The organism is Vibrio sp. 11986-1-5 (genome assembly GCF_963878025.1).
Classification (GTDB): Bacteria; Pseudomonadota; Gammaproteobacteria; order Enterobacterales; family Vibrionaceae; genus Vibrio; species Vibrio injensis.
This window is the reverse complement of record NZ_CAWNVW010000033.1, coordinates 246,237-272,529: the sequence shown is the minus strand read 5'-3', so window position 1 is coordinate 272,529 and position 26,293 is coordinate 246,237. Positions and strand designations below refer to the sequence as shown.

The 26,293-nt window shown below is 44.0% G+C and carries 22 protein-coding genes; 10 read left to right on the top strand and 12 right to left on the bottom strand.

Going from position 1 to position 26,293, the window contains the following annotated elements:
• Nucleotides 1–144: 144 nt before the first annotated feature.
• Both AACS00_RS09140 and AACS00_RS09135 read right to left on the bottom strand, forming a co-directional pair.
• The gene (locus tag AACS00_RS09140; protein ID WP_110167178.1) at nt 145–2,586 is read right to left on the bottom strand and encodes an ABC transporter permease; all 2,442 of its coding nucleotides are present in this window, start codon (nt 2,584–2,586) and stop codon (nt 145–147) included.
• A complete protein-coding gene (locus AACS00_RS09135; RefSeq protein ID WP_004396609.1) occupies nt 2,583–3,278 on the bottom strand; it encodes an ABC transporter ATP-binding protein in 696 nt (231 codons plus the stop codon). The genes AACS00_RS09140 and AACS00_RS09135 overlap by 4 nt, the downstream gene beginning before the upstream one ends.
• Here AACS00_RS09135 and tesA point away from each other — a divergent pair.
• The 3 genes from tesA to AACS00_RS09120 all read left to right on the top strand — a co-directional run bounded on the left by tesA (nt 3,277) and on the right by AACS00_RS09120 (nt 7,096).
• Nucleotides 3,277–3,894 carry a multifunctional acyl-CoA thioesterase I/protease I/lysophospholipase L1 gene (tesA, locus tag AACS00_RS09130; RefSeq protein ID WP_072671070.1) on the top strand — a complete coding sequence of 206 codons (618 nt, stop codon included), beginning with the start codon at nt 3,277–3,279 and terminating at the stop codon, nt 3,892–3,894. The two genes, AACS00_RS09135 and tesA, sit on opposite strands and share 2 nt — an antisense overlap.
• 145 nt (nt 3,895–4,039) lie before the next feature.
• Nucleotides 4,040–5,236: an enoyl-ACP reductase FabV gene (gene fabV / locus AACS00_RS09125; protein ID WP_110167177.1), complete on the top strand. Its 1,197-nt coding sequence runs from the start codon at nt 4,040–4,042 to the stop codon at nt 5,234–5,236.
• 204 nt (nt 5,237–5,440) lie between these two features.
• Nucleotides 5,441–7,096, top strand: a complete 1,656-nt coding sequence (locus tag AACS00_RS09120) for an ABC-ATPase domain-containing protein (protein ID WP_110167176.1) — start codon at nt 5,441–5,443, stop codon at nt 7,094–7,096.
• Nucleotides 7,097–7,256: 160 nt separating this feature from the next.
• On the opposite strand, the gene AACS00_RS09115 is transcribed toward AACS00_RS09120, so the two are convergent.
• Nucleotides 7,257–7,880, bottom strand: coding sequence for a DNA-J related domain-containing protein (locus tag AACS00_RS09115; RefSeq protein ID WP_072671067.1), 624 nt, complete (start codon nt 7,878–7,880; stop codon nt 7,257–7,259).
• A 515-nt stretch (nt 7,881–8,395) separates the two neighbouring features.
• Here AACS00_RS09115 and AACS00_RS09110 point away from each other — a divergent pair.
• Nucleotides 8,396–8,626 carry a hypothetical protein gene (locus AACS00_RS09110; protein ID WP_072671066.1) on the top strand — a complete coding sequence of 77 codons (231 nt, stop codon included), beginning with the start codon at nt 8,396–8,398 and terminating at the stop codon, nt 8,624–8,626.
• A gap of 24 nt (nt 8,627–8,650) precedes the next feature.
• Here the strand turns inward: AACS00_RS09110 and AACS00_RS09105 are convergent, their stop codons facing one another.
• Nucleotides 8,651–9,355 carry an HAD-IA family hydrolase gene (locus tag AACS00_RS09105; RefSeq protein ID WP_072671065.1) on the bottom strand — a complete coding sequence of 235 codons (705 nt, stop codon included), beginning with the start codon at nt 9,353–9,355 and terminating at the stop codon, nt 8,651–8,653.
• A 282-nt stretch (nt 9,356–9,637) separates the two neighbouring features.
• A complete protein-coding gene (locus tag AACS00_RS09100; protein ID WP_258306849.1) occupies nt 9,638–10,171 on the bottom strand; it encodes a hypothetical protein in 534 nt (177 codons plus the stop codon).
• Nucleotides 10,172–10,344: 173 nt separating this feature from the next.
• On the opposite strand from AACS00_RS09100, the gene AACS00_RS09095 reads away from it, so the two are divergent.
• From AACS00_RS09095 to AACS00_RS09085, 3 genes are all read left to right on the top strand, one after another.
• Entirely contained in the window at nt 10,345–10,821 is a 477-nt protein-coding gene (locus AACS00_RS09095; protein WP_110167175.1) for a CreA family protein, read from the top strand.
• Between the two features lie 164 nt (nt 10,822–10,985).
• A complete protein-coding gene (locus tag AACS00_RS09090; RefSeq protein WP_110167174.1) occupies nt 10,986–12,290 on the top strand; it encodes an inosine/guanosine kinase in 1,305 nt (434 codons plus the stop codon).
• 273 nt (nt 12,291–12,563) lie between these two features.
• Nucleotides 12,564–14,261, top strand: coding sequence for an EAL domain-containing protein (locus tag AACS00_RS09085; protein WP_110167173.1), 1,698 nt, complete (start codon nt 12,564–12,566; stop codon nt 14,259–14,261).
• A 5-nt stretch (nt 14,262–14,266) separates the two neighbouring features.
• Here the strand turns inward: AACS00_RS09085 and AACS00_RS09080 are convergent, their stop codons facing one another.
• The 3 genes from AACS00_RS09080 to AACS00_RS09070 all read right to left on the bottom strand — a co-directional run bounded on the left by AACS00_RS09080 (nt 14,267) and on the right by AACS00_RS09070 (nt 17,711).
• Nucleotides 14,267–15,373, bottom strand: coding sequence for a S1 family peptidase (locus tag AACS00_RS09080; RefSeq protein ID WP_110167172.1), 1,107 nt, complete (start codon nt 15,371–15,373; stop codon nt 14,267–14,269).
• A gap of 346 nt (nt 15,374–15,719) precedes the next feature.
• Nucleotides 15,720–16,853 (bottom strand): glycine cleavage system aminomethyltransferase GcvT, encoded by a 1,134-nt coding sequence (gene gcvT, locus AACS00_RS09075; protein ID WP_110167171.1) that lies wholly within the window; start codon nt 16,851–16,853, stop codon nt 15,720–15,722.
• A 234-nt stretch (nt 16,854–17,087) separates the two neighbouring features.
• On the bottom strand, nt 17,088–17,711 hold the full coding sequence (locus AACS00_RS09070) for a helix-turn-helix domain-containing protein (RefSeq protein ID WP_072671052.1): 624 nt from the start codon (nt 17,709–17,711) through the stop codon (nt 17,088–17,090).
• Between the two features lie 324 nt (nt 17,712–18,035).
• Between AACS00_RS09070 and gcvH the strand changes: the two genes are divergently transcribed.
• From gcvH to AACS00_RS09055, 3 genes are all read left to right on the top strand, one after another.
• Nucleotides 18,036–18,416, top strand: a complete 381-nt coding sequence (gene gcvH / locus AACS00_RS09065; RefSeq protein WP_072671051.1) for a glycine cleavage system protein GcvH — start codon at nt 18,036–18,038, stop codon at nt 18,414–18,416.
• Between the two features lie 191 nt (nt 18,417–18,607).
• Entirely contained in the window at nt 18,608–21,472 is a 2,865-nt protein-coding gene (gene gcvP, locus AACS00_RS09060) for an aminomethyl-transferring glycine dehydrogenase (RefSeq protein WP_110167170.1), read from the top strand.
• Nucleotides 21,473–21,650: 178 nt separating this feature from the next.
• Nucleotides 21,651–21,887: an RNA recognition motif domain-containing protein gene (locus AACS00_RS09055; RefSeq protein ID WP_072671049.1), complete on the top strand. Its 237-nt coding sequence runs from the start codon at nt 21,651–21,653 to the stop codon at nt 21,885–21,887.
• A gap of 342 nt (nt 21,888–22,229) precedes the next feature.
• Here AACS00_RS09055 and AACS00_RS09050 read toward each other — a convergent pair whose 3' ends face one another.
• The 4 genes from AACS00_RS09050 to vctD all read right to left on the bottom strand — a co-directional run bounded on the left by AACS00_RS09050 (nt 22,230) and on the right by vctD (nt 26,280).
• Entirely contained in the window at nt 22,230–23,423 is a 1,194-nt protein-coding gene (locus AACS00_RS09050) for an acetate/propionate family kinase (RefSeq protein WP_110167169.1), read from the bottom strand.
• A gap of 210 nt (nt 23,424–23,633) precedes the next feature.
• Nucleotides 23,634–24,395, bottom strand: a complete 762-nt coding sequence (gene vctC / locus AACS00_RS09045; protein WP_072671047.1) for an iron chelate ABC transporter ATP-binding protein VctC — start codon at nt 24,393–24,395, stop codon at nt 23,634–23,636.
• A gap of 6 nt (nt 24,396–24,401) precedes the next feature.
• Nucleotides 24,402–25,352 (bottom strand): iron chelate uptake ABC transporter permease subunit VctG, encoded by a 951-nt coding sequence (vctG, locus tag AACS00_RS09040; RefSeq protein ID WP_072671046.1) that lies wholly within the window; start codon nt 25,350–25,352, stop codon nt 24,402–24,404.
• Entirely contained in the window at nt 25,342–26,280 is a 939-nt protein-coding gene (vctD, locus tag AACS00_RS09035) for an iron chelate uptake ABC transporter permease subunit VctD (RefSeq protein ID WP_072671045.1), read from the bottom strand. Before vctD ends, vctG begins: the two co-directional genes overlap by 11 nt.
• Nucleotides 26,281–26,293: the final 13 nt, after the last annotated feature.

Sequence of the window (26,293 nt, the reverse complement as noted above, 5' to 3'; positions counted from 1 at the left end):
CTGTCACTCACTGTGAATAACCAATTATCGGTAAGCTTGAGCGGCATTGGCTTAGCATGCTGATCGCTATCAATAGCCAAGGAAGTTATCCCAACATTTATCCACTGTTTTTGTGGATAAGTTATTTATTTACTCAAGATACCATCAACTAAACGCACGATTGATCGGAGTTAACAATCGCTGCAACAAGCTACTAACGACAAGAGCCAAGATAGCAAAAGTCATGACTGGTAAGGTTAACCACATGGAAAAATGTACGGTTGGGGATAAGTCAAATCCCCAATACATGATACTGCCGACTATCACATCAGCGCTGATTGCCGCCACCAGTCCAGCAATCAATGCCATCACGCCATATTCTGCCCATAAGGTTGATGTGACCCGACGACGACTCGCCCCTAATGTACGATAAAGCTGTATTTCTTGTTGACGTTGACTCAAACTTAACCGCAGTAAGGTAAAAATCAACAAGATACCCGCTAACATCCCGAGCGCAGCCAACACCGTAATCGACCAAACGATTTGCGTCAGTAACTGCTGAATTTTTTCGCCCATCGCTCGAATGTCCATTAAGCTTACTGTCGGGTGCTGGCGAGATAACTCACTGAGCAAGGATTGGTGATCAGACTCAATACGAAAACTCACCATCCAGCTACCTGATACGTTTTGCATCACATCAGGCGAAAATATAACGAAGAAATTCGGTTTCATTTCTCGCCATTCTACGTGACGAATCGTATTAACGACCGCACTAATAGTTTGACTACTGATCATAAAACTCAGTGTGTCACCCACTTCTATACCCAACTCTTGAGCTAAGGATTGTTCAATTGACACCGCCTGACTGGCCACCCATTGCCCCTCGACAATCGTGTTATAACTCGGTAATTCCTCACCCCAAGTAAAATTGAGCTCACGGCGCAGCGCGTTAGGGCCATCTCCATTGTCAATTCTTTCCTGAGCGACTTGACCATTAATATGGGTAAGTCGCCCACGAATAATCGGAAACGCCTCGGAGCGTTCAAGACCTGCCTCATCAAGGGCTTGCAAATAGGCTTGCTTTTCATAATCGGCAATATTAATTGCGAAAGCATTCGGTGCATCGGCAGGCAATACTTTTTGCCAATCCGCCAGTAAATCGGTGCGAACTAACCACATAACAGCCAATAACATTAGCGATAGTGATAAGGTACCAAACTGCAATCCCGTGGAAACACTTGAACGATTGATTCGACTTAATGCCAATCGCATCGCGGTATTGAGCGGCAGCCAGCCCAATACGCGAATAAAGAGCAGACTGATCACCGCTAAGACAAAAAACAGCCCAAGAATGCCAAATAAGATGATCCACACCAGTTGGTTTTGCCAGTAAACCACTGCCATAGGCACCAATGGTACGGCTATTAGCAGTGCATTCCATGAGTGACGGCGAGCCACTTTAACCGGCTGAATGACACTGGCAGCATTAACATTCAGGAGATAACCAAGAGGAATGCCTAATGCGGGCACGGCAATCAAAATACTCGACAGTAACGCAATAACGGCCGGTTGAAAACCATAGGTAGGTAAAGGGTTGGGTAATAAATCAACCAAAGGTATTCTGAGTAAAAATTCCAATCCAACGCCAATTAGGATGCCACCTAATGCAGCAAAAAGTAGCAGCAGTGCAATTTGAATAGTTAACCAACGCACGATCCATTTTTTGCTCGCGCCAAGGCTTTTTAGCATGGCAATCGTACGCTGCCGCGTCGACACATAATGCTGACAGGTTAATACCAACGTCGTCGCCGCCATCATGATCACAATCGCGACCGTTAACGACAGATATTGCTGAGTACGTTCAAAAACTTCATTACTCTGATTAGTCGTTTCTTGATCTCGCCACTCGTCACTCGGTCCGAGTTCCAGTGATGATTTTAATGACTCGATCTGATGATCCGTACCAAGAATGAATAACCGATATTGCACACGACTCCCTAACTGAAGTGCTCCGGTTTTCTCTACATCCGCTTGATGAATATAAACCACCGGCATTTGTTGAAAAGGATTGAAACTAAGACCAGGCTCGTCAACGACTCGTCCACTAACCAGAAAATCAGCGTCCCCCAAAGTAACCGTATCACCTATCTCTACATTAAGTTGAGCAAACACACGATCGTCTAACCACAACTGGTTAGCTTGTACACGATGAGACAGGTCAACACCGTCACTTAAGGTCATTTTGCCAAGCAGCGGATATGCTGAGTCCACCGCACGAACTCCGACCAATTGCATTCCGTGCTCACTAAATGCCATCGTCGCAAAACGGGTCATTTGCGAAGTGCTCAACGACTTCTGCTCAGTAAGCGTTAATAAAGAGTCTGGTATCGGATGAGCAGAAACATACACACTATCCGCGGTAAGTGCGTCTTTACCCTGTTTAACGACCACTTGCTCCATGCGCTCAGCTAACGCACTGAGTGCAAACACACAGGCGATAATCAAGGTTAACGCCAGCGAAATAGGCCACAGTTGACCATGACGAATTTCACTCAAACTCCAACGTAAAAATCGCTGATTCAAAGCCGATGATTGGGTTAGTTTCACACTCGCTCCTCCAACTTGCCTGCTTGCATATAAAAGCGGCGCTGACAACGAGCAGCCAGTTTAGGATCATGAGTCACCAGTACTAACGTGGTGCCATGCTGTTGATTAAGCTCAAATAGCAGATCAATCACTTTACTGGCCGTTTCTTGATCTAAGTTGCCCGTTGGTTCGTCAGCAAACAGTACTTGCGGTTCAACCATAAATGCACGAGCAAGGGCCACGCGCTGCTGCTCACCACCAGACAATTGATTAGGCGAATGATGTAGGCGATGGGCGAGACCAACCGAGGTCAATAACGCCTCAGCTCGCGCTCGATTTTCAGGTTCACCTTTTAAGAGACAAGGTAGAGTGACATTATCGAGCGCCGATAAGCTTGGGATCAGTAAAAAACTCTGAAATACAAACCCAATCGATTGACTGCGGATCGCCGCTCTTGCTTCATCGTCCAGCGAAGAAAGCCCCTGCCCCAGCAGATATACTTCACCTTGTGTTGGCGTATCTAAGCCTGCTAATAACGTCATTAACGTTGATTTACCCGCACCAGAGCTGCCGACAATCGCTACGCTTTCACCAGCACCAATGGTAAGATTAATATCATGAAGAATGGTTAAGGTCTCCTGTTCAGTAGAGACAACTTTTGACACTGACTGGACTGAAATCACAGATGGTACTGAGCTAACGGAGCTTTGCATGGCGAAACGACTTCCTTTGTTATTTTTAGGGTTTATTTTTTCTAGCGTGATGCTATTTACAACGACTGCACGTAGTCAAACCTTGTTGATTTTGGGTGACAGCTTAAGCGCAGGCTATCAAATGCCGATTGAGCAAGCATGGCCAACCTTACTTGAAAGCCAATTAGCATTACACCAAGATATCACGGTTATTAACGGCAGTATTTCCGGAGATACTACTGGTAATGGACTGGCAAGGCTCCCTTCTCTGCTTGAGCAGCATCAACCTCAAACGGTACTGATTACCCTTGGCGCGAATGATGGCTTACGTGGTTTTCCCCCTCAAGTGGTGGAAAATAATCTGCGCACAATGATCGAACAAATTAAGCAAGCCAATGCACAGTCTGTGTTAATGCAAATTAAAACGCCGCCCAACTATGGTAAACGTTACAGTGACTCATTCGCGGACGTCTACCCTCGCTTAGCCAAAGAGTTTGATCTACCCCTGATCGATTTTTTCCTTGAACAAGTGATCATCAATCCCGAGTGGATGATGAGCGATGGGTTACATCCAAACTCAGCCGCTCAACCTTGGATCGCTCAATTTATGGCCCAGAAGCTCACACCGTTATTGTAACCAATGACACAGTGCCCGTTCATCGGCTTGTTACGCTAGCAATGGTCAATTGCCTAAAACTGTCTGATTTAATGGTTCAGCTCAATAAACTTTACCATGCTTTACGTTATTTTATTGGTTCATCCACTGCACACAGGTCATCTTTATGCGCATTGAGCCACTCATTCAGGGCATGGTTGCTCGCTCTGCTCATCCTTATGGATGCCAGCAAGCCGTCCTTCAACAAATTAACTACGTAAAATCCGCGCCATCGATCAATCAAGGTCCTAAGCGGGTGTTGATCTTAGGCGCTTCATCCGGCTTTGGACTCGCGGCTCGAATCGCCTTAACCTTTGGTGGCGCAGACGCCGATACCATCGGCGTTTCATTAGAGCGTGGCCCATCGAGTAAAGGCGTTGGCAGCGCGGGGTTTTATAATAACCATTTCTTTAAACAGTACGCGGAACAAGCGGGACGAGTCGCGATAAATATTACTGGTGACGTTTTTTCACAACACATCAAAGAACAAGTGATTGAAGCGATTGAAACCTATTTTGAAGGTGAAGTCGATTTAGTCATTTATAGCATTGCCAGTGGTATGCGCCGCAAAGGCGATAGCGAAGAATTCTGGCACTCAGTGATCAAGCCGATTGGTGAGAGTGTCACTGGCGCGACGGTCTCTCTGGAAGATGATCAGTGGTTAGACACCACCTTACCGCCTGCTTCAGAGCAAGAGATTGCAGACACGTTAAAAGTGATGGGTGGCGAAGATTGGGAAAACTGGATCGACACATTGATTAACCATGATTCTTTAGCACAAGGATGTAAAACCCTTGCTTTCTCTTACGTGGGTTCAGAACTGACGCATCCCATCTATCTTGATGGCACATTAGGCCGAGCAAAAGTCGACCTGCACCAAACCAGCCATGCCTTAAACTTGAAACTCGCTAATTACGATGGCAACGCTTACGCGACTGTTTGTAAGGCATTAGTGACAAAAGCAAGTGTGTTTATCCCCGCGTTTACCCCCTATATACTCGCCTTGTATCGCGTAATGAAACAAAAAGGCACCCACGAAGGGTGCATTGAGCAAATGCAACGTTTATTCAGCGAGAAACTTTATACCGGTCAGCCTGTACCTGTCGATGGGGAGCGTTTACTAAGAATTGATGAATGGGAATTGGCCCCTGATACCCAAGCACAAGTTTGCGATCTGGTGCGTCAAATGAATGCCAGTAATTTTGCTGAATTAGGCGATTATCAAGGCTTCAAGCAAGAATTCCTGCGTTTAAATGGTTTTGATTTTCCAGAGATAGATTACCAACAAGACGTCGACCTTTCGCCTTTTATGAACCATTCTTAGTCATCATTAATGCGCTCTTCAGTCAATAGCCTTCTTCTCCCCATGATGTATGCATGGTCTTACACTTGGGGGCGATGGCCTGACAGCCGTGAAGCATAGGAGCAAAAAGAGCAAAGGCAGTGAGAACTCCGTATGATTGCTTTACTCTGTCTATAGCGGTCCCTATAATCGCGCCTTTGTCATTCTCAATAAGTGATACTCGAGATGGATCTATTAATTGCAAACCTGAAAAAACTCGAAAAACAGAACTACCGTGCCTATCAAAAAATAAAAGGCCAGTATGATTTTGGTGATTTTACCCTGTCTATCGACCATGTTCAGTCTGATCCTTACGCATCAGCCTCTCGTTTACGGGCACAACGTGCTTGGTCACTGACCGGATTAGAATGGTTAAAAGACTGCTCAGCCACTTACCAGCAAGCCGCACGTGATTTCATCGCCCGCCGTTTTGCTGAACTAGCCAAGCAAGAAAACAGCTTATCTATCTCATTGACTGGACAAACGGTGCTGGATAGCACGTCCGTTCTGTTTAATCAGCAAGGTATTGAGCTGCGTTTTCGAATCAATTTACCAGCAGAAGGTCGTGATATTCTGGCCAAAAAAGCCATTAATATTTTGACGTTTCATCTACCTAAATTTATCCGTCGAGCAACTTTAGAGCGTGAACTCGATAAGGCGGCCTTAATTACTCATTGCCAAGTGGTTGAAGATCAACAAGCTCTGCGTGATCAATTATCGGCCAATGGGTTGGTTGCTTTTGTTGCTAATGGCAGTATTTTGCCTCGTATCGCAGGTAACTGCGATCTACCAATGAAAGAAGCCGTGCCTTTTCAAGCACCAAAAACGCTACAGGTGACACTCATAACGCCAAACCAAGGCCCGATCACTGGCATGGGAATTCCTAAAGGCATTACCTTAATCGTCGGTGGTGGTTTTCATGGTAAATCAACCTTATTAACCGCGTTAGAGCGTTCAATTTATAATCATATTCCCGGTGATGGTCGAGAAGGTATTGTCACTGATCCGCAAGCAATGAAAATTCGTGCGGAAGAAGGACGCTGTGTTCATAACTTAAACTTATCCAACTACATCAATCATCTACCTATGGGTAAAAACACCCATGATTTTAGTACCCAAGATGCTTCAGGCTCGACCTCACAAGCCGCTTGGTTACAAGAGTCGATTGAAGCAGGCGCTAGCACACTGCTGATTGATGAAGATACTTCAGCAACCAACTTTATGATCCGCGATGAAAGAATGCAGGCTTTAGTCGCAAAAGGCGATGAGCCCATCACGCCATTAGTTGATAGAATTGGTCAATTAAGAGATGAACTCGGTATTTCAACCTTGATCGTAATGGGTGGGTCAGGCGACTATTTAGATATCGCAGATACCGTAATTCAAATGCATGATTATCAAGCGATCGATGTTACTGCGAAAGCACAACAAGTGATCCAACAGCATCCCACTTTACGTCGCAATGAGTGTGAAACGCCATTAACCGCTTTCCCCCCCCGCTCATTAAACCGTAGCGCTTTACAAAAAATATTAGCAGAGGGTAAATTTAGAGTCTCAGCAAAAGGCACTGGTTCACTACGCTTTGGTAAAGAATTTGCTGATATCTCGGCACTGGAACAGTTAGAGTCCTCTGCAGAGATTAACGCTATCGGCTGGCTTTGTTTTCAACTTGCCCAGCAGCCTGGTTGGGCAACTCATCCGGCACGAGAGCTGGAGGGATTATTAGAAGGTGAATGGTATAGCAGGATGCCCAATCAAGGCGATTTGGCGAAACCACGTATTTTAGATGCGATGGCCACCTTAAATCGTCTGCGTAAAGCGCAATTTAAAATAACCGAATAATCCACGCCGCTTAACGATGGTCATGTTTAATCTCCCCAACACACCACGATAACAAACCGTTTCTGTGAGTTGGGGAGATTATATAACGACGATAAATGCTCAATCTTATCTAGGGTCTGTTTATCTTTCGCGGTTAAATTTTGTTCGAGATAAACAGACCCTAATGATCATGCCTCAAAACATTCCAAGCAGCGCACAAGATTCGAAATTGAGTAGCATTACCATTATCTCGATCCGGGTGCCAACGTAACGCTAATCGACGCCAGGTCTTACGAATTTCAAAAGAAGAGGCATCAGCGGGCAATTCAAATAATCGTAAAGCTTGAGAACGATCGAGGGTTTTAATATCGTCCCCTCCAACAAAACGCTGATAACGGGTCCAAAATTCATTCAGTAACCGCTTCACTTCTCCTTCACTGACTTCATAGTGCTCCCAACGCGAGTAATAATCACGCAGCGGATCATCAGGGTCTATGGCATATTGCGAATGACTAAATACTGGCAATAACGCAATGTCCATCGCCTCAACTTGTAACCAGTTTTTCGGATACAACATCTCTTGTAACTGGTATAACGCATTCATGATCAGAAAGTTTCGCTTAAAAAGATCTTTATCAGCAGCACTATCAAGAACAGGAATTAAGCCCTGCTCGCTAAGATGAGCTGCTAAGGTATGTACCTTCCAACCAGAAGATTGCCGTTTCAAAACTTCTAGAATGGGCCACAACAAGGGGTTTTCCATGTAAGTTTGAAAGGTGGTACTCAAAGCCTGTGAATTTGCCATACTCTACTCACGCTACGTTGTCTCATTCCCATTCAAAGCTAAAGCTAGGCATTTGTCGAGCTTCCCTCCGCAGCTTAGTGTCAGTTTTTGAACTGGTCTGCGCTTCTCATGTAATTGTCGAATGTAAATCCTCATTTAGCCACTACTCCAACTGACGAAAATGGAACAAAAAGCCCTCGCAATGGATCTGTATCACAAATAAAACAGAAAACATGAAATCACTCTCAAAAATGAATCAAAGCTATCTTTATTTAATCAGTATCGTCACAAAGCCGATTATGCTTACTGCACTATTCTTAACCAATCGTGCCTAGAGAGCGGAAAGTTGTTGATAATAAACACCGCCATTCTTGCTGTAGCACCAAATAACATGAATAGATTATCTAATAAAAGTAACCCCCGATATCACTTGGAATGGTCAAAATAATTTCAAGAATGGAGCGAATAGCGACGTTTTTTGCGGCTTCAAATCAGAGGGGAAAATGAGACATTATTTTTAATGCTGCTGAGTAATAATGATGACAACAAGAATCCCCAATATTGATATTGACGCTTGCCCATTATGTCAACATGACGAGTTTTTTATCTCTCAAAACGGCGAGAAGTTTTTTTGCGCACAGTGCGGTTTCCATACCCATCAGTTACAACAGATCCAACAACAAGTCTTATTAAGTAAACCAGCCGTCACACTGGCAGCAACTTATCTTCCTCATCAATTGCACCCCTTAACCCAAACCCAGCATTGACGGGTAAACCATCGTGTTGACTGCTCAGCGCTTAATCAGTGTCTGAGCTTGTGCACTATTGGTTGATGTATCGCCAAGATATTCAACCAATTGTTGCAAATGATGCAGAGTAATCACATCAGGATGCAACACAGGATGAGAAAATAGAGGTGAACATAGTTGAAACGTCATAACTCCTGCGCTGATCCCCGCCTCAACCCCTTTCGGTGTATCATCTACATACACGCAATCTGCTAATGAAAACCCCATACTCATGGCACAATAACGCACCAAATCGGGTTCAGGTTTCCAGCTATTTGCCTCAAAGGCCGAATAAATACGCCCACCCGTGAAATAGCTCTCTAAACCCGCCAGTCTTAATTCAGCAGCCATCTTGTCGTGTGGTGCATTTGACGCTACACAGTACTCAATATTATAGCGTTTAAGTTGCTCTAATAAATCAATCGCGCCTGGCATAGGTTTCAACTCTGCATGGAACAGCGCAGTAAGCTCTTGTCGATAACGAAGCTCTAGTCGATCAATATCCGCATTGATACCTGCAAATTTACTGGTATTAATCAGAATATCGGCAATTTTTCCACCAGAAAAATGCTGTAACACATTCTCGAGCGTTAATGAGACACCCAGTTCGTTAAATACTCGAACCAGCGCGATACAGCTCAAACGCTCGCTATCGATCAACGTTCCTTCACAATCAAAAATCACGCAGCGAATAGTACGGTTTTTCATGGCTGTCCTTATTATGCTTTGTGATGGCTAACTGCCGTTAAGAAATCCCAATGCGGCTTAACCTTATCACTCATTCATCTGTCATCTATGGCCTTCATCATCAACACGACTTCTGGGCAAAGAGACAAGCCCCAGAGTAGTGTATACCGCTGAGACAACGCTCGAATGATGCAGTTAACAAAACAAGGGGAAATACAGACAATAATCCCGTATCTTCAAGCAACATCACGATTCTCTTCTATAAAAACCTAGTGACGATGACTCAAATACTCAGAAAAAATGTTATGGCTGGGAATATTCGATATAGATTGAACCTGAAAGCGAATGATCTTGCTGATACTTAGCCACAACAGCAGAGACAAACTCATCACTAGAAGTAAAGATCGGGTTATGTTGCATCACTACATCGGAGATAAGCAGTGATGAGCCATCACTGGTCACAATAGCAGCAGCTATCGGTTGAGTATCTGCAAACCCCAAATATAAGCTGCAAGGTGGCGAATAAATGATTTGCGTAAAAAACTCGACGAGTAAAGCTTGTTGCTCCGGTTGCTGACAACGAGTGGCTTGTAATAACGCAAACACGATGGTTAAGCGATGAAAATCCACTAAATAAATAGCAGCTAAATGATTCTCAGACACTTGACGCTGCGCCGTAAAGATTTCATTCGGTAAGGCTTGGTTTAAGGTTTGATAAACAGCGAGACCTTGCAAACTCTCTGGTGTGGGGAACTGTACATCAACCTGGTCATACAACCATTGATTCTTTGCATCAATCAGTGATTGCATAGCGTTAGGTGAAGATAAATGGGTCATAGGAATTTCTTCTTCTCTGGCGAGCCATTTTGCTAAAAATACTTACCCATCTGGAGTAAAGAGGCAAAATTAAGGTCGCTTCTCAATATTTTGCCTATCATAGCACAGTTCTCCACGCGCTTTTGTCTTGCTTACTGTTATTATCACACTCTGTTTTAGCAAGGACTTTAAGTATGTTTAAAAAATTAACCATCCTAGCCATCAGCACCGTATTGTTATCTGGCTGTGATCGCTCTGCCGTCGGCGATGTGAGTTTAGGACTATTTACCATGAAAGACATTAAACTCCACCATTTAACTGACCCTATCGTTACGGGGGTCACTTGCCATATTGCCAGTATTGAAGCGGATTTAAGCTTAGCTGATCCTTCTGATTCTTCGATATCTTGCCGCCAAACGGGTGAGATCACTGCTGAGATGATCGCGAATATCGATAAATCTAAATCTGGCGAAGTCGTGTTTAAAAAATCGAAGAGTATTTTCTTTAAGAGCATGAAAATCAGACGTATTTATGATCCGCAAACGCAAACCTTAATGTATGTTTCTTATTCCACCAAAGAAACCTCTGGCAGTTTTAAGCACAGCCTATCAACTGTTCCGTTATGGGGTACGGCGGCTTATCACCCTCTAACGACACAGACTGCACCTTAACCATGGAACACGTCGCGAGCGTTTTATCGTCCATAAGAGCAACCATCGTGCAGATGATTGCTCTTTCGCTTCTTATTGGCATTCGTAATAATGCAAATATTATAAATTGTTTCATTTTTTTGTGATAATATCCGCGAAACTTTTCCTCACCAATGACTCTGGACATGAAGTTTCCCGGACAACGCAAATCGAAACACTACTTCCCTACTCACGCCCGTGATCCGCTTGTAAACCAAATACAACAAACGCCTAAACTCCGCCATCCAACAGTGGTTGGTGTTGGCCAAACGATTGTTGATATTGAAGCCAGAGTAGATGATGTTTTTTTAGCGAAATACCAATTAAGTAAAGGCCATTCACTTGTCTTAGAAGAGCGCCAAGCCGACGCCCTTTATGAAGAGCTCGTCGAGCGTAAACTGATCACCCATTTATACCCGGGAGATACTATTGGTAATACACTGCACAATTATTCTGTGCTCGCTGATAGCAAATCTGTCTTATTGGGTGTGATGTCTAAAAATATCGAAGTGAGCTCTTACGCCTATCGATATTTATGTCAAACCTCTTCACGCATGAACCTAAACCATCTACAAACCGTAGATGGTCCAATAGGGCGTTGCTATACCTTGATCTCTGAAGATGGTGAACGAACGTTTGCGATTAATGAAGGGCAAATGAATCAGCTTCGCCCTGAAAGTATCCCTGAAGAAGTGTTTGCTCGCGCCTCGGCTTTAGTTGTCTCGTCATATCTCATGCGCGGCAAAGCTGATGATCCGATGCCACAAGCCGTGCAACGTGCCATTGAACTAGCAAAAGCGCATCATGTCCCTGTTGTTTTAACTCTAGGGACGAAATATGTCATCGAAGGTAATCAAACTTGGTGGCAAGAGTATCTTAAGCAACATGTCACCGTCTTAGCGATGAATGAAGAAGAAGGGGAAGCCTTAACCGGAGAGAAAGATCCGCTCTTAGCTGCCAATAAAGCGTTAGATTGGGTAGATTTAGTGTTGTGTACTGCCGGTCCGGTTGGATTATACATGGCAGGTTATGTCGATGACTCAGCAAAACGCGATACTGAACTACCATTGCTGCCCGGTAATATTCCTGAGTTTAACCGCTATGAATTTAGCCGTGCGATGCGTAAAGAAGATTGTCAACAACCAGTAAAAGTATACTCGCATATTGGCCCCTATTTAGGCGGACCGTTAGAAATCAAAAATACTAATGGTGCCGGCGATGGTGCGCTGTCCGCTTTACTGCATGATATGGCCGCTAACCGCTATCATCAAAATAATGTGCCTAACTCAGCAAAACATGCGTTGCCTTATTTGACTTATTCATCACTTTCACAGATTTGTCGGTATGCCAACCGAGTCAGCTATGAAGTATTAACGCAGCACTCACCTCGCCTATCCCGCTCACTGCCCGAGCGTGAAGACAGCTTAGAAGAAGCGTATTGGGATCGTTAATCTCTCTCATACAGCGTCGTCGCTAATAAAAAATCACCGATGATAGAAGAGACATCATCATTTTTGACCACAGTTGGGATTAACCTAGCTGTGGTCAATTTCATCTAACCGACTCATCATACATTACTTTGTACTCAAGAAGACGCATCGAGATTTCCTTAATTATCACAAATTTGACTTATAACTGACTGATAATACACATTGTTAATTGAGCGCTACTGAGCGACACGTTATAGTAGGTTACGGATAACAATTAAGATCAGGTGTACTGGCATGTTGTTGACAGAAGAAAACACTATCGAACCAACCCATTCACTTCTCAGTCGTCACCAACAGCGTTTGATTCATATCTTTGATATCTTTAGTGAAGGTATTTTCCATATGGACCAGCAGGGAACCATGACTTTTTATAATCCGAGTTTTTATCAGCAATTTGGTTTTTTTTCAGCCACCATTGCTTTAGAAGATTGGATGGCGTTGGTTCACCCACTCGATAGGATGGCACTAGAACAAAGAGTCGATGGTCATCTTAATCAGGAAAGTCGAGTCACTTCTGAATATCGCGCAAGAACCGTTGATGGTCGTTATATCTGGTTACTGGGTACTGCGGTAACTAAAGTCGAAAACGGTGAAATGTTTATGGTCGGCAGTCACCGAGACATTTCTGAACAAAAAAAGATGACGTCTTTTCTGCAACAAGCGGCATTTTATGATGTCGTTTCCGGGATGCCGAACACCACCAAGCTATTACGAGACATCGATGATGCCAAACGTGCTGCATCGCCAGCCACACTGATGTATATTCAAATTGAAGACATTAAATCCTACCTAAATCAGTACAGTGCTGAAGTCATTCAACATATTCTTCATCATATGCACAATGCTTTAAGTAATCTGATTCATCACCACTCGACACTGTATCGCGTACGTTCCGACGATTTTGCAATTTTATTACGCGAACCTGTGTCAGACCAAGATTTACCTCTATTGTGTCAATCGATTCTTGAGCGTTACTCTCACTCTGCTCAAGAGCAAGGTCACCTATTGGGTGATCGAATGAACATTGGTGTTTTACCGCATTTTTCAGATCAACTCAGCGCGGTACAAATTCTCAATATTGCGGCACAAACCTGTCAGTATGCGGGAGAAAAAAGTCGCTCAAGAATCGAGATTTACGCAGGAAAAACTCAGCATACGGTGGATCGCTACTTTTTTATTGAACGCGGTTTAAAAGAAGCCTTATGTCATCACTCTTTATCGGTTAAATTTCAACCCATTATTCATGCGCAAACTGGTAAAGTCGCCAGTTTCGAAGCTTTAGTTCGTTGGCGATCGTCCGAGTTTGGTGAGATTTATCCAGATGAATTTATCCCTGTAGCAGAAAAAAAGGGGCTGATCACTGAGTTAGGTTATCAAGTCTTTGAAAAAGCTTGTCAGTTTATTCATCGTTACCACTTTCAACATGGCTCAAGTACGCGAGTAAACGTCAATGTGTCTGTTTTGCAACTGCTTAACAGCAATTTCCCTGCCAATATAAAAATGATGGCCGATGCGGCGGGGGTCTGCCCTTCATCCATCGTACTTGAGCTGACCGAAACCGTGATATTGGACGGCAACCGACATGCTTTAAATCAACTGAATACACTCAGTAAGATGGGTTTTCAACTTTCACTGGATGATTTTGGCGCTGGCTTAAGTTCCATTTATAGCTTCTTCGATTTGCCCCTAAATCAAATCAAAATTGATCGAACAATGGCTTTGAAAACACTGACTAATACCGCCTCTGAAGAGTATTTACGATTTATTGTTCAGCTATGCCGCTCAAGAGGCATGGATATTGTGATTGAAGGGATAGAAAACAGCGCCATGCAGCAAAAGTTTTGCCAAATGGGGGTCAACTATCTACAAGGTTACTGGTTCTCTAAACCCCTTTCTTTAGCTACCGCCAGCCGCTATACCCTACTCAACTAAACGTATCACTTCCTCGTTTGCTGATAACGCGCGTATCCTAAAAGCAAGAGTAGGGCGCTGAACCAGCCATCAATCCCCCCACCTCCCGAAGCGTTCGGTGATGCAATACTTCCGGAGTCTGCAGCAATGGGCGCAGGTGAAACCGATGAACTACCGCTCCCCGCTAAAAACGCTAAACGCGCCTCTTCTGTAACAAGATAGTTAGCCGTCAGCTGTCCATTTAGTACTTGATCTATCCATTCACGGTAACCATAAATCTCCGTAAATACTGAGGTAACCTGTGATTGTGGAAAACCTACGCCACATTCCGCGGGACCAAAGCTTGTGATGCCCACTTGCACCAAATGACCGGCATTATTCCAGTAGATAGGACCTCCCGAATCCCCTTGACAAGTTCCATTAGCAAGACGGCTATCCGGATTAATGCCGTCCCCTTTAAAGCAGAGGTGATGGGGATTTAACGCTAACGCGAATGGCGTAACATCTAACTGACAACGAGCATTAGACACATACTGCATAGTGGTAAACAGTAATCGGTCATCTTCATCAAATCCTGATCGCGTATTACCGTGACCTACCGCTTCAAAAATACTGTCATTATCGTCATCATCATTGCCATTAAATCCAAGTCGATAAGCTTGGCTCGTCGGTCGATTAACAAACCCTTGCCCATTTAGCCCTCGTTCTAAACGGATGATCGCGATATCGTTCGCCCATAATGAGTTAACGGAATCGTCGTAATTGGGATGATAGAAAAACGCTTCACCACGTACTGTGGTGATATTACCGTTAGGAAAATCCGATTCATTATCGACTTGGGTCGCAACGGTAAATAGTAGCCACGGAATATCTAACGATCCTCTTCCGTCAAACAAACAATGAGCAGCGGTCAAGACGTGTCGATCGTCAAGTAAGGTCCCACCACAAAAACTCGCCGCACTGTAGCGGCGATCATATTCAATACGATCATAAAATAAGCTAACGAATGAAGGATAAGTGGTAATCGTCGTCGGTTTACCATTGACGATACGTGGTGTCAGCTCAGCAAAAACCATTGAACTCATCAATAGCATGAGGCATAAAATAACCATCTGACTGGGTTTCTTTATCATAAACACCTCATGTATCTAGCGAAGTAAGATAATTAAAGTGTAGTTCTAGATAACGGAATCAACCCAAAAAAACTTGATGCAGCAAGTGAATAGTAGGTCCATCAACCTAAATAAACAGAGGTCCATAATAGGATTAGAATCGGCGAACTGATCCAACCGAATTAGCGATGCAAATTGTAAGAAGGAAAGAGAAAAGAAAACTATTAGGCTAGTGGTCTTTGGCAAATAATTACCGAGTGAGTCATTGAAAAATTAAGGCACTTGAGCGAAGAGAAAAAGAATAAAGCAGCATGGTTGCGCTGCTCTATTCTTAACATTAACCGAGAAAAGATAAGTGAAAAGTTCGCTATCCTCGGTAATAACGTTGGGGCACAAACGGCATCTTCTCAACCGTCATCGGCAGCATTTTACCACGGACTTCAGCAAACAACTCATGACCAATCACCGCTAGATCCGCTCGAACATACCCCATTGAAATGGGTTGCGCGGCTGTCGGGCCAACGGTGCCACTAGTCACGATACCGACTTTATTACCTTCAGCATCAAACAACTCTGTGCCTTCTCGAACAGGCGCTTTAGTTTGCCCCACTAACCCTATACGCTTACGAGCAACCTGTTTGCTCTCTATCTGTTTTAGAATAATTTCAGCGCCGGGAAACCCTCCAGCCCGTTCGCCGCCGATACGCCGCACAGGTTGTATCGCCCATAATAGACTGGCTTCTACTGGCGTAGTGGTTTCATCCAAATCATGTCCATATAAACACAGACCACACTCCAAACGTAGCGAATCACGAGCACCAAGACCTATCCACTCGACGTCGGGATGCTCCGCTAATGCTTGTGCAAACACGACGGCTTGATCAGCCGGAACAGAAATTTCAAAGCCATCTTCTCCTGTGTAACCACTGCGACTGACAATGCATTCAATACCGTTGATCGATAAATTCTGAATATCCATAAAGCGCATCTGCTCAACAGCGGGTTGCCACTGAGCTAATATCATCGCCGCTTTCGGCCCTTGCAAGGCGAGCAACGCCCTATCTTCTAACACCTCTAATTCGACACCAGCAGGTAAATGCGCGGTTAAATGGGCAATATCCTGCGCTTTACAGGCCGCATTAACCACAAGGAAAAGATGATCACCTAAGTTAGCAACCATTAAATCATCTAAAATACCGCCTTGTGGGTTGGTAAAAATCGCATAGCGCTGCTTGCCAACGGGTAAATCAATGACATCAACCGGAACTAAACGCTCTAAAGCCGCCGCCGCATCCACACCATGTAAACGCAATTGCCCCATGTGTGAAACATCAAACAATCCAGCCGCTTGACGAGTATGTAAATGCTCTTTTTTTACACCTAGAGGGTATTGAACGGGCATATCATACCCAGCAAAAGGCACCATTTTTGCGTCTAGTTCAACGTGTACAGCATGCAAAGGGGTAGTCAGTAGCGAATTTGAGTGGGGTTGTTGATTCATTGTTTTCTCCATGTGGCGAATTGCCTATCAAGCCTGTTGATCGAGCGGTATCCAGAAAGTCTTCATCACGCTCCAGTGCTTAGCTTAAGTTTCCAATAATAAACAAGAAAAACAAGCATGCGCTTATTTTGATTATCGAACAAGTTTCATGCTCTGCATACTGCAATAATTAACACTTAGATCACAAACTGTTCATCGTCGCTTTCAACAAAATGACTGCTACGAATCGAACCGCTACTTTGCCGTAACCCACAAAATCAGAGCATCTTGCTCACTGACGGAAACTAACATATGCCCCATCGTCGCATCATAATAGACACTATCGCCCTCGCTAAGGGGCACCGGCTCATAAAACTCACTGTAAAACAGTACCTCACCGCTCAAAATCAGCAGAAATTCTTCACCGTCGTGCCTTACCCAATCTGGATAATCGCTAAAATCTCGAGCGCGGATGGTACTTTTGAACGGCATCATTTTTTTATTGGTCAACTGTGTTGCCAATAGCTCATGTTCATAAGTAGGCGTTGGATGTGGTTTCCCTAGTCCGCTACGGGTAATATCTCGACGGCCAGTAGCGATAATTTTCTTAGGTGGATCAAAAAGTTGTGGCATATCAATTTGCAAACCGTGGGCAAGCTTTTGCATGGCTTGAAAAGTCGGAGAAATCTGCTCATTCTCTATTTTACTCAATGTCGAGCGAGCCAGCCCCGTTCTCTGACTCGCCTCTTCTAGGGTGATGCCTAAATTCGCCCTCACTTGCTTGATGCGTGGCCCTAATTTAAGCGGCTCAATATTTTCTGCACGCTCTTCTTTAGCTAATGTCATGGATGGATACTCATCATGAATGGGCTCGGTCATGCTTTTTATCCTATGGTGTTATGCTGTCAAGAGCATTCATTGTGCATCAAGCTCTATGCATAAAAAAGAGCCACACGCGCGTAAAGCGTGCTTTAAGTAACAAAAATAGCACGCTTGTTTCCTATAGGAAATTTTTCATTGATTGTTGATTTAGCAAGGGGTATGTTACCAACATGTTAGTTAAGCAATCGTTTGGTTCAATGACGCTTAATAGCCTCAAAAAGAGCAGATTGGCTCAATTCAGTGAGCAAGCACACAAAAGTTCTTTTTGAACTATTGCACACTCGCTCGGCGAGCGTTCGCTACCAATTTGGAGAAAAAATAATGGATAAAACACTGAAGTTTACTGATAGCCATGAATGGGTGCGTGATAACGGAGATGGTACCGTCACGATTGGAATTTCAGAGCATGCTCAAGCGATGCTCGGTGATGTGGTGTTTGTCGAGCTACCTGAACTCGAAAGTGAATATGATGCGGGAGATAATTTTTCCTTGGTGGAATCCGTCAAAGCAGCTTCTGATATTTACGCTCCGGTATCGGGCATAGTTATCGAAGTAAACGAAGATCTCGCCGAGCGTCCTGAACTTATCAATGAAGAACCTTATGAATCAGGCTGGATTGTTAAAATTAAAATGTCCGATGCCTCTGAACTCGATGATCTTAAAGACGCAGACGAATATCTCACTTTGATTGAAGAAGACTAGTTGTTCCAAGAAGCTGCCGCACAATAGGTCGAAGCCTCTTACTATGGTAGAAGCCAAGGCAGCTTTTTCAGCATCATCGTTATTCACTATAACCCGTCGATACCGATTATCTGTCAACGCTTATTTATATGATCGGCGTTGTTGAAGATGATGGTCAGCCACGCGACAGCTCTATCTATAGGTAAGGGAAAATGACCGAGTTACTGCACCGCCTAAGCACACAAAATGAATTTATTGCACGCCATAATGGACCACGCGTCGATGATCAACAGACTATGTTAGCGACTATTCAGGCTGAAAGTCTTGATGCGCTGATTAAGGAAACCGTCCCCGCTAACATTCGTTTAGAGGCCCCCCTTGATATTGGCGAGCCGCAAAGTGAAACCAATATGCTCGCGATGCTGAAAACCTTTGCTCAACAAAATCAAATTAAACGTACTTTTATTGGTCAAGGTTACTACAACACCTTTACTCCTAATGTCATTTTGCGCAATGTGTTTGAAAACCCAGGGTGGTACACCGCTTATACTCCATATCAGCCTGAAATCTCCCAAGGTCGCTTAGAATCGCTGCTTAACTATCAACAAATGGTCATCGACTTAACTGGCATGGAGATAGCAAACGCTTCATTATTGGATGAAGCAACCGCCGCCGCAGAAGCCATGGCACTGTGTCATCGTGCTGGCAAAAGCAAAAGTAACGTCTTTTTTGTCGCGGACGATGTCCATCCACAGACTATTGAAGTGATCAAAACCCGAGCCGGATTTCTGGGCTTTGATGTCAAGGTGGCTCCCATCGAAAGCTTAGCGCAGCACGATGTGTTTGGTGCCTTACTGCAATACCCAAATACTCGCGGAGAAGTACGTGATTTAACCAATATCATCGAGCAAGCGCATGAGAATAAAACGCTGGTTACGGTGGCCACTGATTTACTGGCCAGTGTACTGCTTAAACCGGCCGGAGAGATGGGGGCGGATGTTGTGATTGGCTCAGCACAACGTTTTGGTGTGCCAATGGGCTACGGTGGTCCTCATGCCGCGTTTATGGCAACTCGTGATGCTCACAAACGTACTATGCCTGGTCGAGTGATCGGAGTATCTATCGATGCCAAAGGCAATCAAGCGCTGCGCATGGCAATGCAAACTCGTGAACAGCATATTCGCCGTGAAAAAGCCACCTCAAATATTTGTACCGCTCAAGCACTTCTGGCGAACATGGCCGCTTTCTATGCGGTGTACCATGGTCCTGAAGGTTTAAAAACCATTGCGCGCAGAACCCATCACTTCACAGCCATTCTTGCTGCTGGGTTAATCAAAGCCGGTTATGAACTCGCCCACCATAGCTTCTTTGACACCCTAACCATCAATACTGGATCGGCAACAGAAAAACTTTATCAGCAAGCGCAACTAGCCGGAATGAATCTACGTAAATCGGCGCAGCAACTTGGTATTAGCTTGGATGAAACAACGACAGTTGAAGACATCAAAGCCCTATTTGACGTTTTTGCCGTTAACGAATCGATTGACGATTTATCGACCGCCATTACTGATAATGAATTAGCCGCGATTCCTGAATCTTGCCGCCGCCAATCAAGTTTCCTTACTCATCCTGTATTCAATACTCATCATAGCGAAACACAAATGCTGCGCTATATGAAGAAACTGGAGAATAAAGACTTCTCTTTGGTGCACGGTATGATCCCTCTTGGCAGTTGTACGATGAAGCTCAATGCCACCGCAGAGATGATCCCAGTCACTTGGCCAGAATTTGGCGCATTACACCCCTTCGCACCCAAAGAACAAGCGCAAGGTTACGCAGCATTAGCCAAAGATCTAAAACAAAAATTATGCGAAATCACCGGTTATGATGCATTTTCACTGCAACCAAACTCTGGCGCATCTGGTGAATACGCGGGTCTGATTGCTATTCAGCGTTATCACCAAAGCCGTGGTGAAGGACACCGCGATGTCTGTTTAATCCCAAGTTCGGCTCACGGCACTAACCCAGCAACCGCTTCCATGTTATCGATGAAAGTGGTGGTTGTGAAATGCGATAATAATGGTAACGTTGATCTGACTGATCTGGCGGCGAAAATCGATAAACATAGAGCGAACCTGTCTGCGATTATGATCACCTATCCTTCGACTCATGGTGTCTATGAAGAACAAGTACGCCAAGTCTGTGAGATGGTGCACCAAGCTGGCGGCCAAGTGTATCTCGATGGCGCCAATATGAATGCACAAGTTGGCCTCACCTCTCCCGGTTTTATTGGTTCAGATGTGTCGCACCTTAACCTACATAAAACCTTCTGTATTCCACACGGTGGCGGTGGTCCAGGTATGGGCCCTATTGGAGTAAAATCTCATTTAGCTCCGTTCTTACCTGGGCATATTGAAGGCGGTATCGAAGGCACAGAATATGCCGTCTCTGCTGCGGATTTAGGCAGTGCCTCCATTTTGCCTATTTCGTGGGCTTATATCACCATGATGGGAGCAACGGGATTAGAGCAAGCAACCAAGCTGGCGATTCTTAATGCCAACTATATTATGGAGCGCCTGCGTCCGCACTACTCTGTTTTATATCGTGGTCATAATGGTCGAGTAGCCCATGAGTGCATTATCGATATTCGTCCATTAAAAGAGCAAAGCGGCATCAGTGAAGAAGATATCGCTAAGCGCTTAATGGATTATGGCTTCCATGCGCCAACTATGTCGTTCCCGGTTGCGGGTACACTGATGGTTGAGCCAACCGAATCCGAAAGCTTAGCTGAAATCGATCGTTTCTGTGATGCTATGATCGCTATTCGCCAAGAGATAGATAAAGTACAAACTGGCGAGTGGCCATTAGAAGATAACCCGCTAGTCAACGCACCGCATACACAAGTGGATTTAACCATTGAACAATGGTCGCATCCTTACTCTCGCGAAGTTGCTTGCTTCCCATCAGAGCACAGCAAAACGACCAAGTACTGGCCAACCGTCAATCGGGTCGATAACGTCTATGGTGATCGTAATCTGGTCTGTACATGCCCAAGCATTGATAGTTACGAAGAGTAATAAACCGTTGTGGGTATTGATACCTAACAATGTACTAACTTGAAAATTCAATGGCGAGCTTAATGGCTCGCCTTTTATCACCTCTTATCGAGACAAACATCGTTAACACAAAGATTTCCTTGGTTTCGCCTTGAGAAACTGAGACAATATAGCGTCAATTCCTATAAGATTATTATTCATGAAACTGTTAGTTAGAAATTTATCCCGTACTACCACCGAACAAGACATCCGCGTTTTATTCTCTGCTTTTGGTGAAGTAAAAGCATGCAACTTGGTACTGGATCAAATCACTGGTCAATCAAAAGGCTTTGCCTTTGTCGAAATGCCGAATCTCGAAGAAGCCAAACAAGCCATCGCTAATCTCAATTTAAGCGATGTTCATAAAAGCAAGATTCGCGTTAAAAAAGCTGATTAAGTAGTTGCTTATAGATATAGCCATCCATAATTTATTTCGTATAGATCAATTTTATCACTGTATTTTGATAGCTTATTTTTCTTAACGCCGCCATCAATCAGTGCTTTTCTGTCAAGTGGTATTATTAAAGTAAAGACGGCTTAATTTACTTCGATAATTGTGATTCCGGATGTAATCACCCATAACAAGCTAACGCTAACTTGGATAAACAAAAATAACTGCGAAAGTCGTGTCGTGAGCAATAGGTGTGTCGTCATTCACGTGCCTAATGATGGTCTATCCAACTGAAGAAGCAAAAAAGCGAGCACGAAGCTCGCTTTTCACTATCTTTTTTACTATTCATTACAACAATTCAATCGACTGCTGAGCAATTACAAATTCTTCATTAGTAGGTACAACAAGGGCTACTGCACCTAATGGTTCTGATCTGGCGATGATCCCTGCATTACCAAAACGAGCCTGCTCATTACCTTGCTCATCTTCCACAAAACCAAGAATTTTTAAATTACGTAAGATTTCACGGCGGATAGGCAGGGCATTTTCACCAATACCACCGGTAAAAATAATTCCATCTAAAGAATCTAGGGCAGCAAGATAAGAAGCGATGTATTTAGCCACGCGGTAAGTAAACACTTGGAAGGCTAACGTCGCACCTTCGTGGCCTTGATCCATGGCTTCAAGGATACCACGCGCATCACTGGTTAAACCGGACACACCAAGGAAACCAGACGCTTTATTTAATGAGTTAAATACCTGCTCTTGCGTCCACCCTTTTTTCAACAAGAATTCAATGATCCCAGGGTCAAGGTCACCGCATCGAGTGCCCATCATCAAACCAGATAAAGGAGTAAAGCCCATACTGGTATCAACACTCTGACCATCTTTAATCGCACAAACGGATGCACCATTACCTAAATGAACAGAGATAAAACTGCTTTGTTCAATGGGCTTATTGAGCATTTTGGCCGCTTCACGACTGACGAAGTAATGGCTGGTACCATGAAAACCATATCGGCGAATACCAAATTCGGTATAAAGCGATTTAGCAATACCACCGGTGTAAGCCTTCGGTGGCATCGTTTGGTGGAAGGCGGTATCAAAAACCGCAAACTGTGGCAGCTCAGGAAAAGCATGCATCGCTGCACGCATACCAATCGCATGAGCTTTGTTATGCAGCGGAGCTAAATCACTCAACGCTTCGACTTCTTGTACGATTTTCTCATCTAACTTAACGGTTTTTGTGAACTTTTCGCCGCCATGAACGACGCGGTGCCCTATCGCCACCACCTCATCGATAAGACCGTAAGTTTTGACTAACTCAACCAGTTTTTCTACCGCTAACTGATGGTGGTTATTTTCACCTTGAATGGTGCAACTGGCTTTTTCTCCGTTACATTTCCAGCTCATTCGAGCATCATCCAGCCCAAAGCATTCACCGAGACCACTCAATACGGCATCACCCGTATTAGAATCAATAACCGCAAATTTCAGTGATGAGCTACCAGAGTTAATAACCAACACATACGAGTTCGACATGGGGAGTATCCTGTATTCGACTATGAGTTTGAAGCCTGCGCTTCTCTTTTTTCGTGCCACCCATTATTCAATAATTTTTGAATCTTTCAACTTTTGTTTTGTTGTTTTGCTCAGTTAGGCCGCTTCTTTTATTGATCTGTAACAAATAATCTATTCTTTTCTAGCGAGAAATATTTCTCTGCCCTTATTGGTCTTGATAAGGCGACCACCTTATGCAGTGTGGTAAAGACACATTCTCTTCCCTTCCAGCTCTAAGACTCGAAAAGGCGTTTCGTAAATGTCTTCTAATACTGAAGCTTGAATCACCTCTTCCACCGAACCACTGGCCACTACTATTCCCTTTTTTAGGGCAATAATCCGGTCGGAATAGCAAGAAGCAAAATTGATATCGTGAATAACCACCACGACCGCTTTGTTTAGATCATGCGCCAGACGGCGGATCGTTTCCATAATCTGCAGTGAGTGTTTAATATCTAAATTATTTAGCGGTTCATCCAAAAAAACACAATCGGTATCTTGGGCCATGACCATCGCAATAAACGCCAGTTGACGTTGACCACCACTCAATTCATCAAGGTACTTATGCTCCATACTTTTAATATCAAGATAGGCAATCGCTTGATCAATAATAGCGTTATCCTCTACCGTGAGCTTGCCTTGAGAATGTGGAAAACGCCCAAAAGCGATTAACTCACGTACGGTAAAGCGCATGGTCAGATTGTTGGCTTGACGTAAAACGGACAGTTTTTTGGCGAGGCTTTTGGTATCCCAATCCACCAATTCACGGCTTTCAATCCAAACCTTACCTTCATCACGTGACATTAAGCGGCTTGCCATTGATAACAAAGTGCTCTTGCCTGCCCCATTCGGGCCAATAATTGAGGTCACCTGACCTTTCGAAAATTGCGCGCTCGCTTGATGAACCACAGCTTGAGAGCCGAAATACTTGGTCAGTTTGTCTAATTGAATCATAACGGGCTACACCACTTTATTACGCAAGAGAAGAGAGAGGAAATAAATCCCACCAATGAAGTTGATGATCACACTCAAGGTGGTACCAAATGAAAATACGTTTTCTACTATCCACTGCCCGCCTAAAAGAGCAACGACCGACATCGCAGAGCAAGCCATAAGTAACACACGATGTTGATAAGAACGTAGCCATTCACGAGTTAAATTGGTCACCAGCAAGCCAAAAAACATTACCGGTCCAACCAAAGCTGTCGAAATTGAGACCAACACCGCACTCAGCAACATCACATCACGCGTGGTACGCTTGACATCAACACCGAGGCTAACCGCATTATCATTATCGAGCCAAAAAACATCGAGTGTACGATGCATACGGAATAGTAAATAACTCACCACGAGTAATAACGGTGATACGGCATAAACCAGTTTCACGTTAACATTATTGAAACTAGCAAACATTTTCGCCTGGACTGCTGCAAAGTCATTAGGATCCATCAACATGATAAAAAATGATGAAAAGTTGGAAAATAGCTGACCTAAAATCACGCCAAGTAATAGCAAAACGATGATGTTATTACGCTGACGACGAAAATAAAAAGTAAACAGCAAGCTCGAAAACAGCAGCATAGCCAGAACCGATAACGAAAAATTTAGGTAAGTGTTCAACATGATGACACTAAAACTACCTAATGTAGCCACAACCAGAACTTGAACTAAAAGATACAAGGCATCAAAACCCATGATACTCGGTGTCAAAATTCTATTATGGGTAATGGTTTGAAAAGCTAAGGAGGATTGAGCAATGGCGATAGCGGCTACCACAATCGCTAGCACTTTCGGGATACGACGCGACAAGAAATACTGATAATTATCCGCATTAAGACCTACGCCAATAAATAGCACCGCAAAACCGAGTGCCAAAACCAGCATCAATAACGTTTTATGTTTATCTTGCATGCTGAGGTCCTCTCAAAATCAATACGATAAACGCAATGCCGCCAATAATACTGATGATCATCGAAATTGGTATTTCATAAGGGAAGATCAGCACGCGACTAACAATGTCGCAAACCAGTACGAGAGATGCACCAAACAACGCCGTGCGTGGAATATTTTTACGCAGATTATCGCCATAAAAATAGCTGACTAAATTAGGTACAATCAAGCCTAGAAAAGGTAATTGGCCAACAATCATCACCACCGATGCCGCCATAATCGAGACCAAACAGACGCCAAGGGTGAGCACTTGTTGATAATTGAGACCGAGATTAATCGCAAAATCTTTACCCATTCCTACCGCGGATATTCTTGCGGCGTATAAATAACTCAATATCGCGACAGGAATTGCAATGTAGAGCAGTTCAAAGTCACCACTCAGTAAGTTGGCAAAATTAGCCACCGCCCAACCCGATAAGTTTTGTAAAGCGTCATAACGATAAGCGATAAACGTTGCTGCTGATTGCACAACACTGCCAAAAATAATCCCGATCAACGGCACAAACACCACGTTTTTAAACTGAATACGCTGAATAAATTGGACAAAAATCAGTGTACCAATCATCGCCGTAGAGAAAATCAGCAATAAACTGTCGCCATGACCAAACAATACCAAACTCAGCACATAGCCAAGCATCGCACATTCTATCGTGCCAGAGGTCGAAGGCGCCGCAAAACGGTTTTGACTAATTTGCTGCATGATAAGCCCAGCAATGCTTAACCCACCACCAGCTAAAAGTACCGCTAATAAACGGGGAATACGACTCGTCAGCAACAATTGCCAAGCCACTTCATCCCCTTGCACCAACGCAGAAAAGGACAGTTGCCCGACGCCAACAAATAAGGAACACAAACTGAGCAGTAGGAGTACGAGTAATAACTTTTTCAAAGTTAACCTCAAA

Excerpts from the sequence above, each read along its gene's own strand:
- tesA (WP_072671070.1), top strand. The coding sequence starts at position 3,277 with ATGGCGAAACGACTTCCTTTGTTATTTTTAGGGTTTATTTTTTCTAGC.
- AACS00_RS09135 (WP_004396609.1), bottom strand. The coding sequence starts at position 3,278 with ATGCAAAGCTCCGTTAGCTCAGTACCATCTGTGATTTCAGTCCAGTCA.
- fabV (WP_110167177.1), top strand. The coding sequence starts at position 4,040 with ATGCGCATTGAGCCACTCATTCAGGGCATGGTTGCTCGCTCTGCTCAT.
- AACS00_RS09120 (WP_110167176.1), top strand. The coding sequence starts at position 5,441 with ATGGATCTATTAATTGCAAACCTGAAAAAACTCGAAAAACAGAACTAC.
- AACS00_RS09115 (WP_072671067.1), bottom strand. The coding sequence starts at position 7,880 with ATGGCAAATTCACAGGCTTTGAGTACCACCTTTCAAACTTACATGGAA.
- AACS00_RS09110 (WP_072671066.1), top strand. The coding sequence starts at position 8,396 with ATGATGACAACAAGAATCCCCAATATTGATATTGACGCTTGCCCATTA.
- AACS00_RS09105 (WP_072671065.1), bottom strand. The coding sequence starts at position 9,355 with ATGAAAAACCGTACTATTCGCTGCGTGATTTTTGATTGTGAAGGAACG.
- AACS00_RS09100 (WP_258306849.1), bottom strand. The coding sequence starts at position 10,171 with ATGACCCATTTATCTTCACCTAACGCTATGCAATCACTGATTGATGCA.
- AACS00_RS09095 (WP_110167175.1), top strand. The coding sequence starts at position 10,345 with ATGTTTAAAAAATTAACCATCCTAGCCATCAGCACCGTATTGTTATCT.
- AACS00_RS09090 (WP_110167174.1), top strand. The coding sequence starts at position 10,986 with ATGAAGTTTCCCGGACAACGCAAATCGAAACACTACTTCCCTACTCAC.
- AACS00_RS09085 (WP_110167173.1), top strand. The coding sequence starts at position 12,564 with ATGTTGTTGACAGAAGAAAACACTATCGAACCAACCCATTCACTTCTC.
- AACS00_RS09080 (WP_110167172.1), bottom strand. The coding sequence starts at position 15,373 with ATGATAAAGAAACCCAGTCAGATGGTTATTTTATGCCTCATGCTATTG.
- gcvT (WP_110167171.1), bottom strand. The coding sequence starts at position 16,853 with ATGAATCAACAACCCCACTCAAATTCGCTACTGACTACCCCTTTGCAT.
- AACS00_RS09070 (WP_072671052.1), bottom strand. The coding sequence starts at position 17,711 with ATGACCGAGCCCATTCATGATGAGTATCCATCCATGACATTAGCTAAA.
- gcvH (WP_072671051.1), top strand. The coding sequence starts at position 18,036 with ATGGATAAAACACTGAAGTTTACTGATAGCCATGAATGGGTGCGTGAT.
- gcvP (WP_110167170.1), top strand. The coding sequence starts at position 18,608 with ATGACCGAGTTACTGCACCGCCTAAGCACACAAAATGAATTTATTGCA.
- AACS00_RS09055 (WP_072671049.1), top strand. The coding sequence starts at position 21,651 with ATGAAACTGTTAGTTAGAAATTTATCCCGTACTACCACCGAACAAGAC.
- AACS00_RS09050 (WP_110167169.1), bottom strand. The coding sequence starts at position 23,423 with ATGTCGAACTCGTATGTGTTGGTTATTAACTCTGGTAGCTCATCACTG.
- vctC (WP_072671047.1), bottom strand. The coding sequence starts at position 24,395 with ATGATTCAATTAGACAAACTGACCAAGTATTTCGGCTCTCAAGCTGTG.
- vctG (WP_072671046.1), bottom strand. The coding sequence starts at position 25,352 with ATGCAAGATAAACATAAAACGTTATTGATGCTGGTTTTGGCACTCGGT.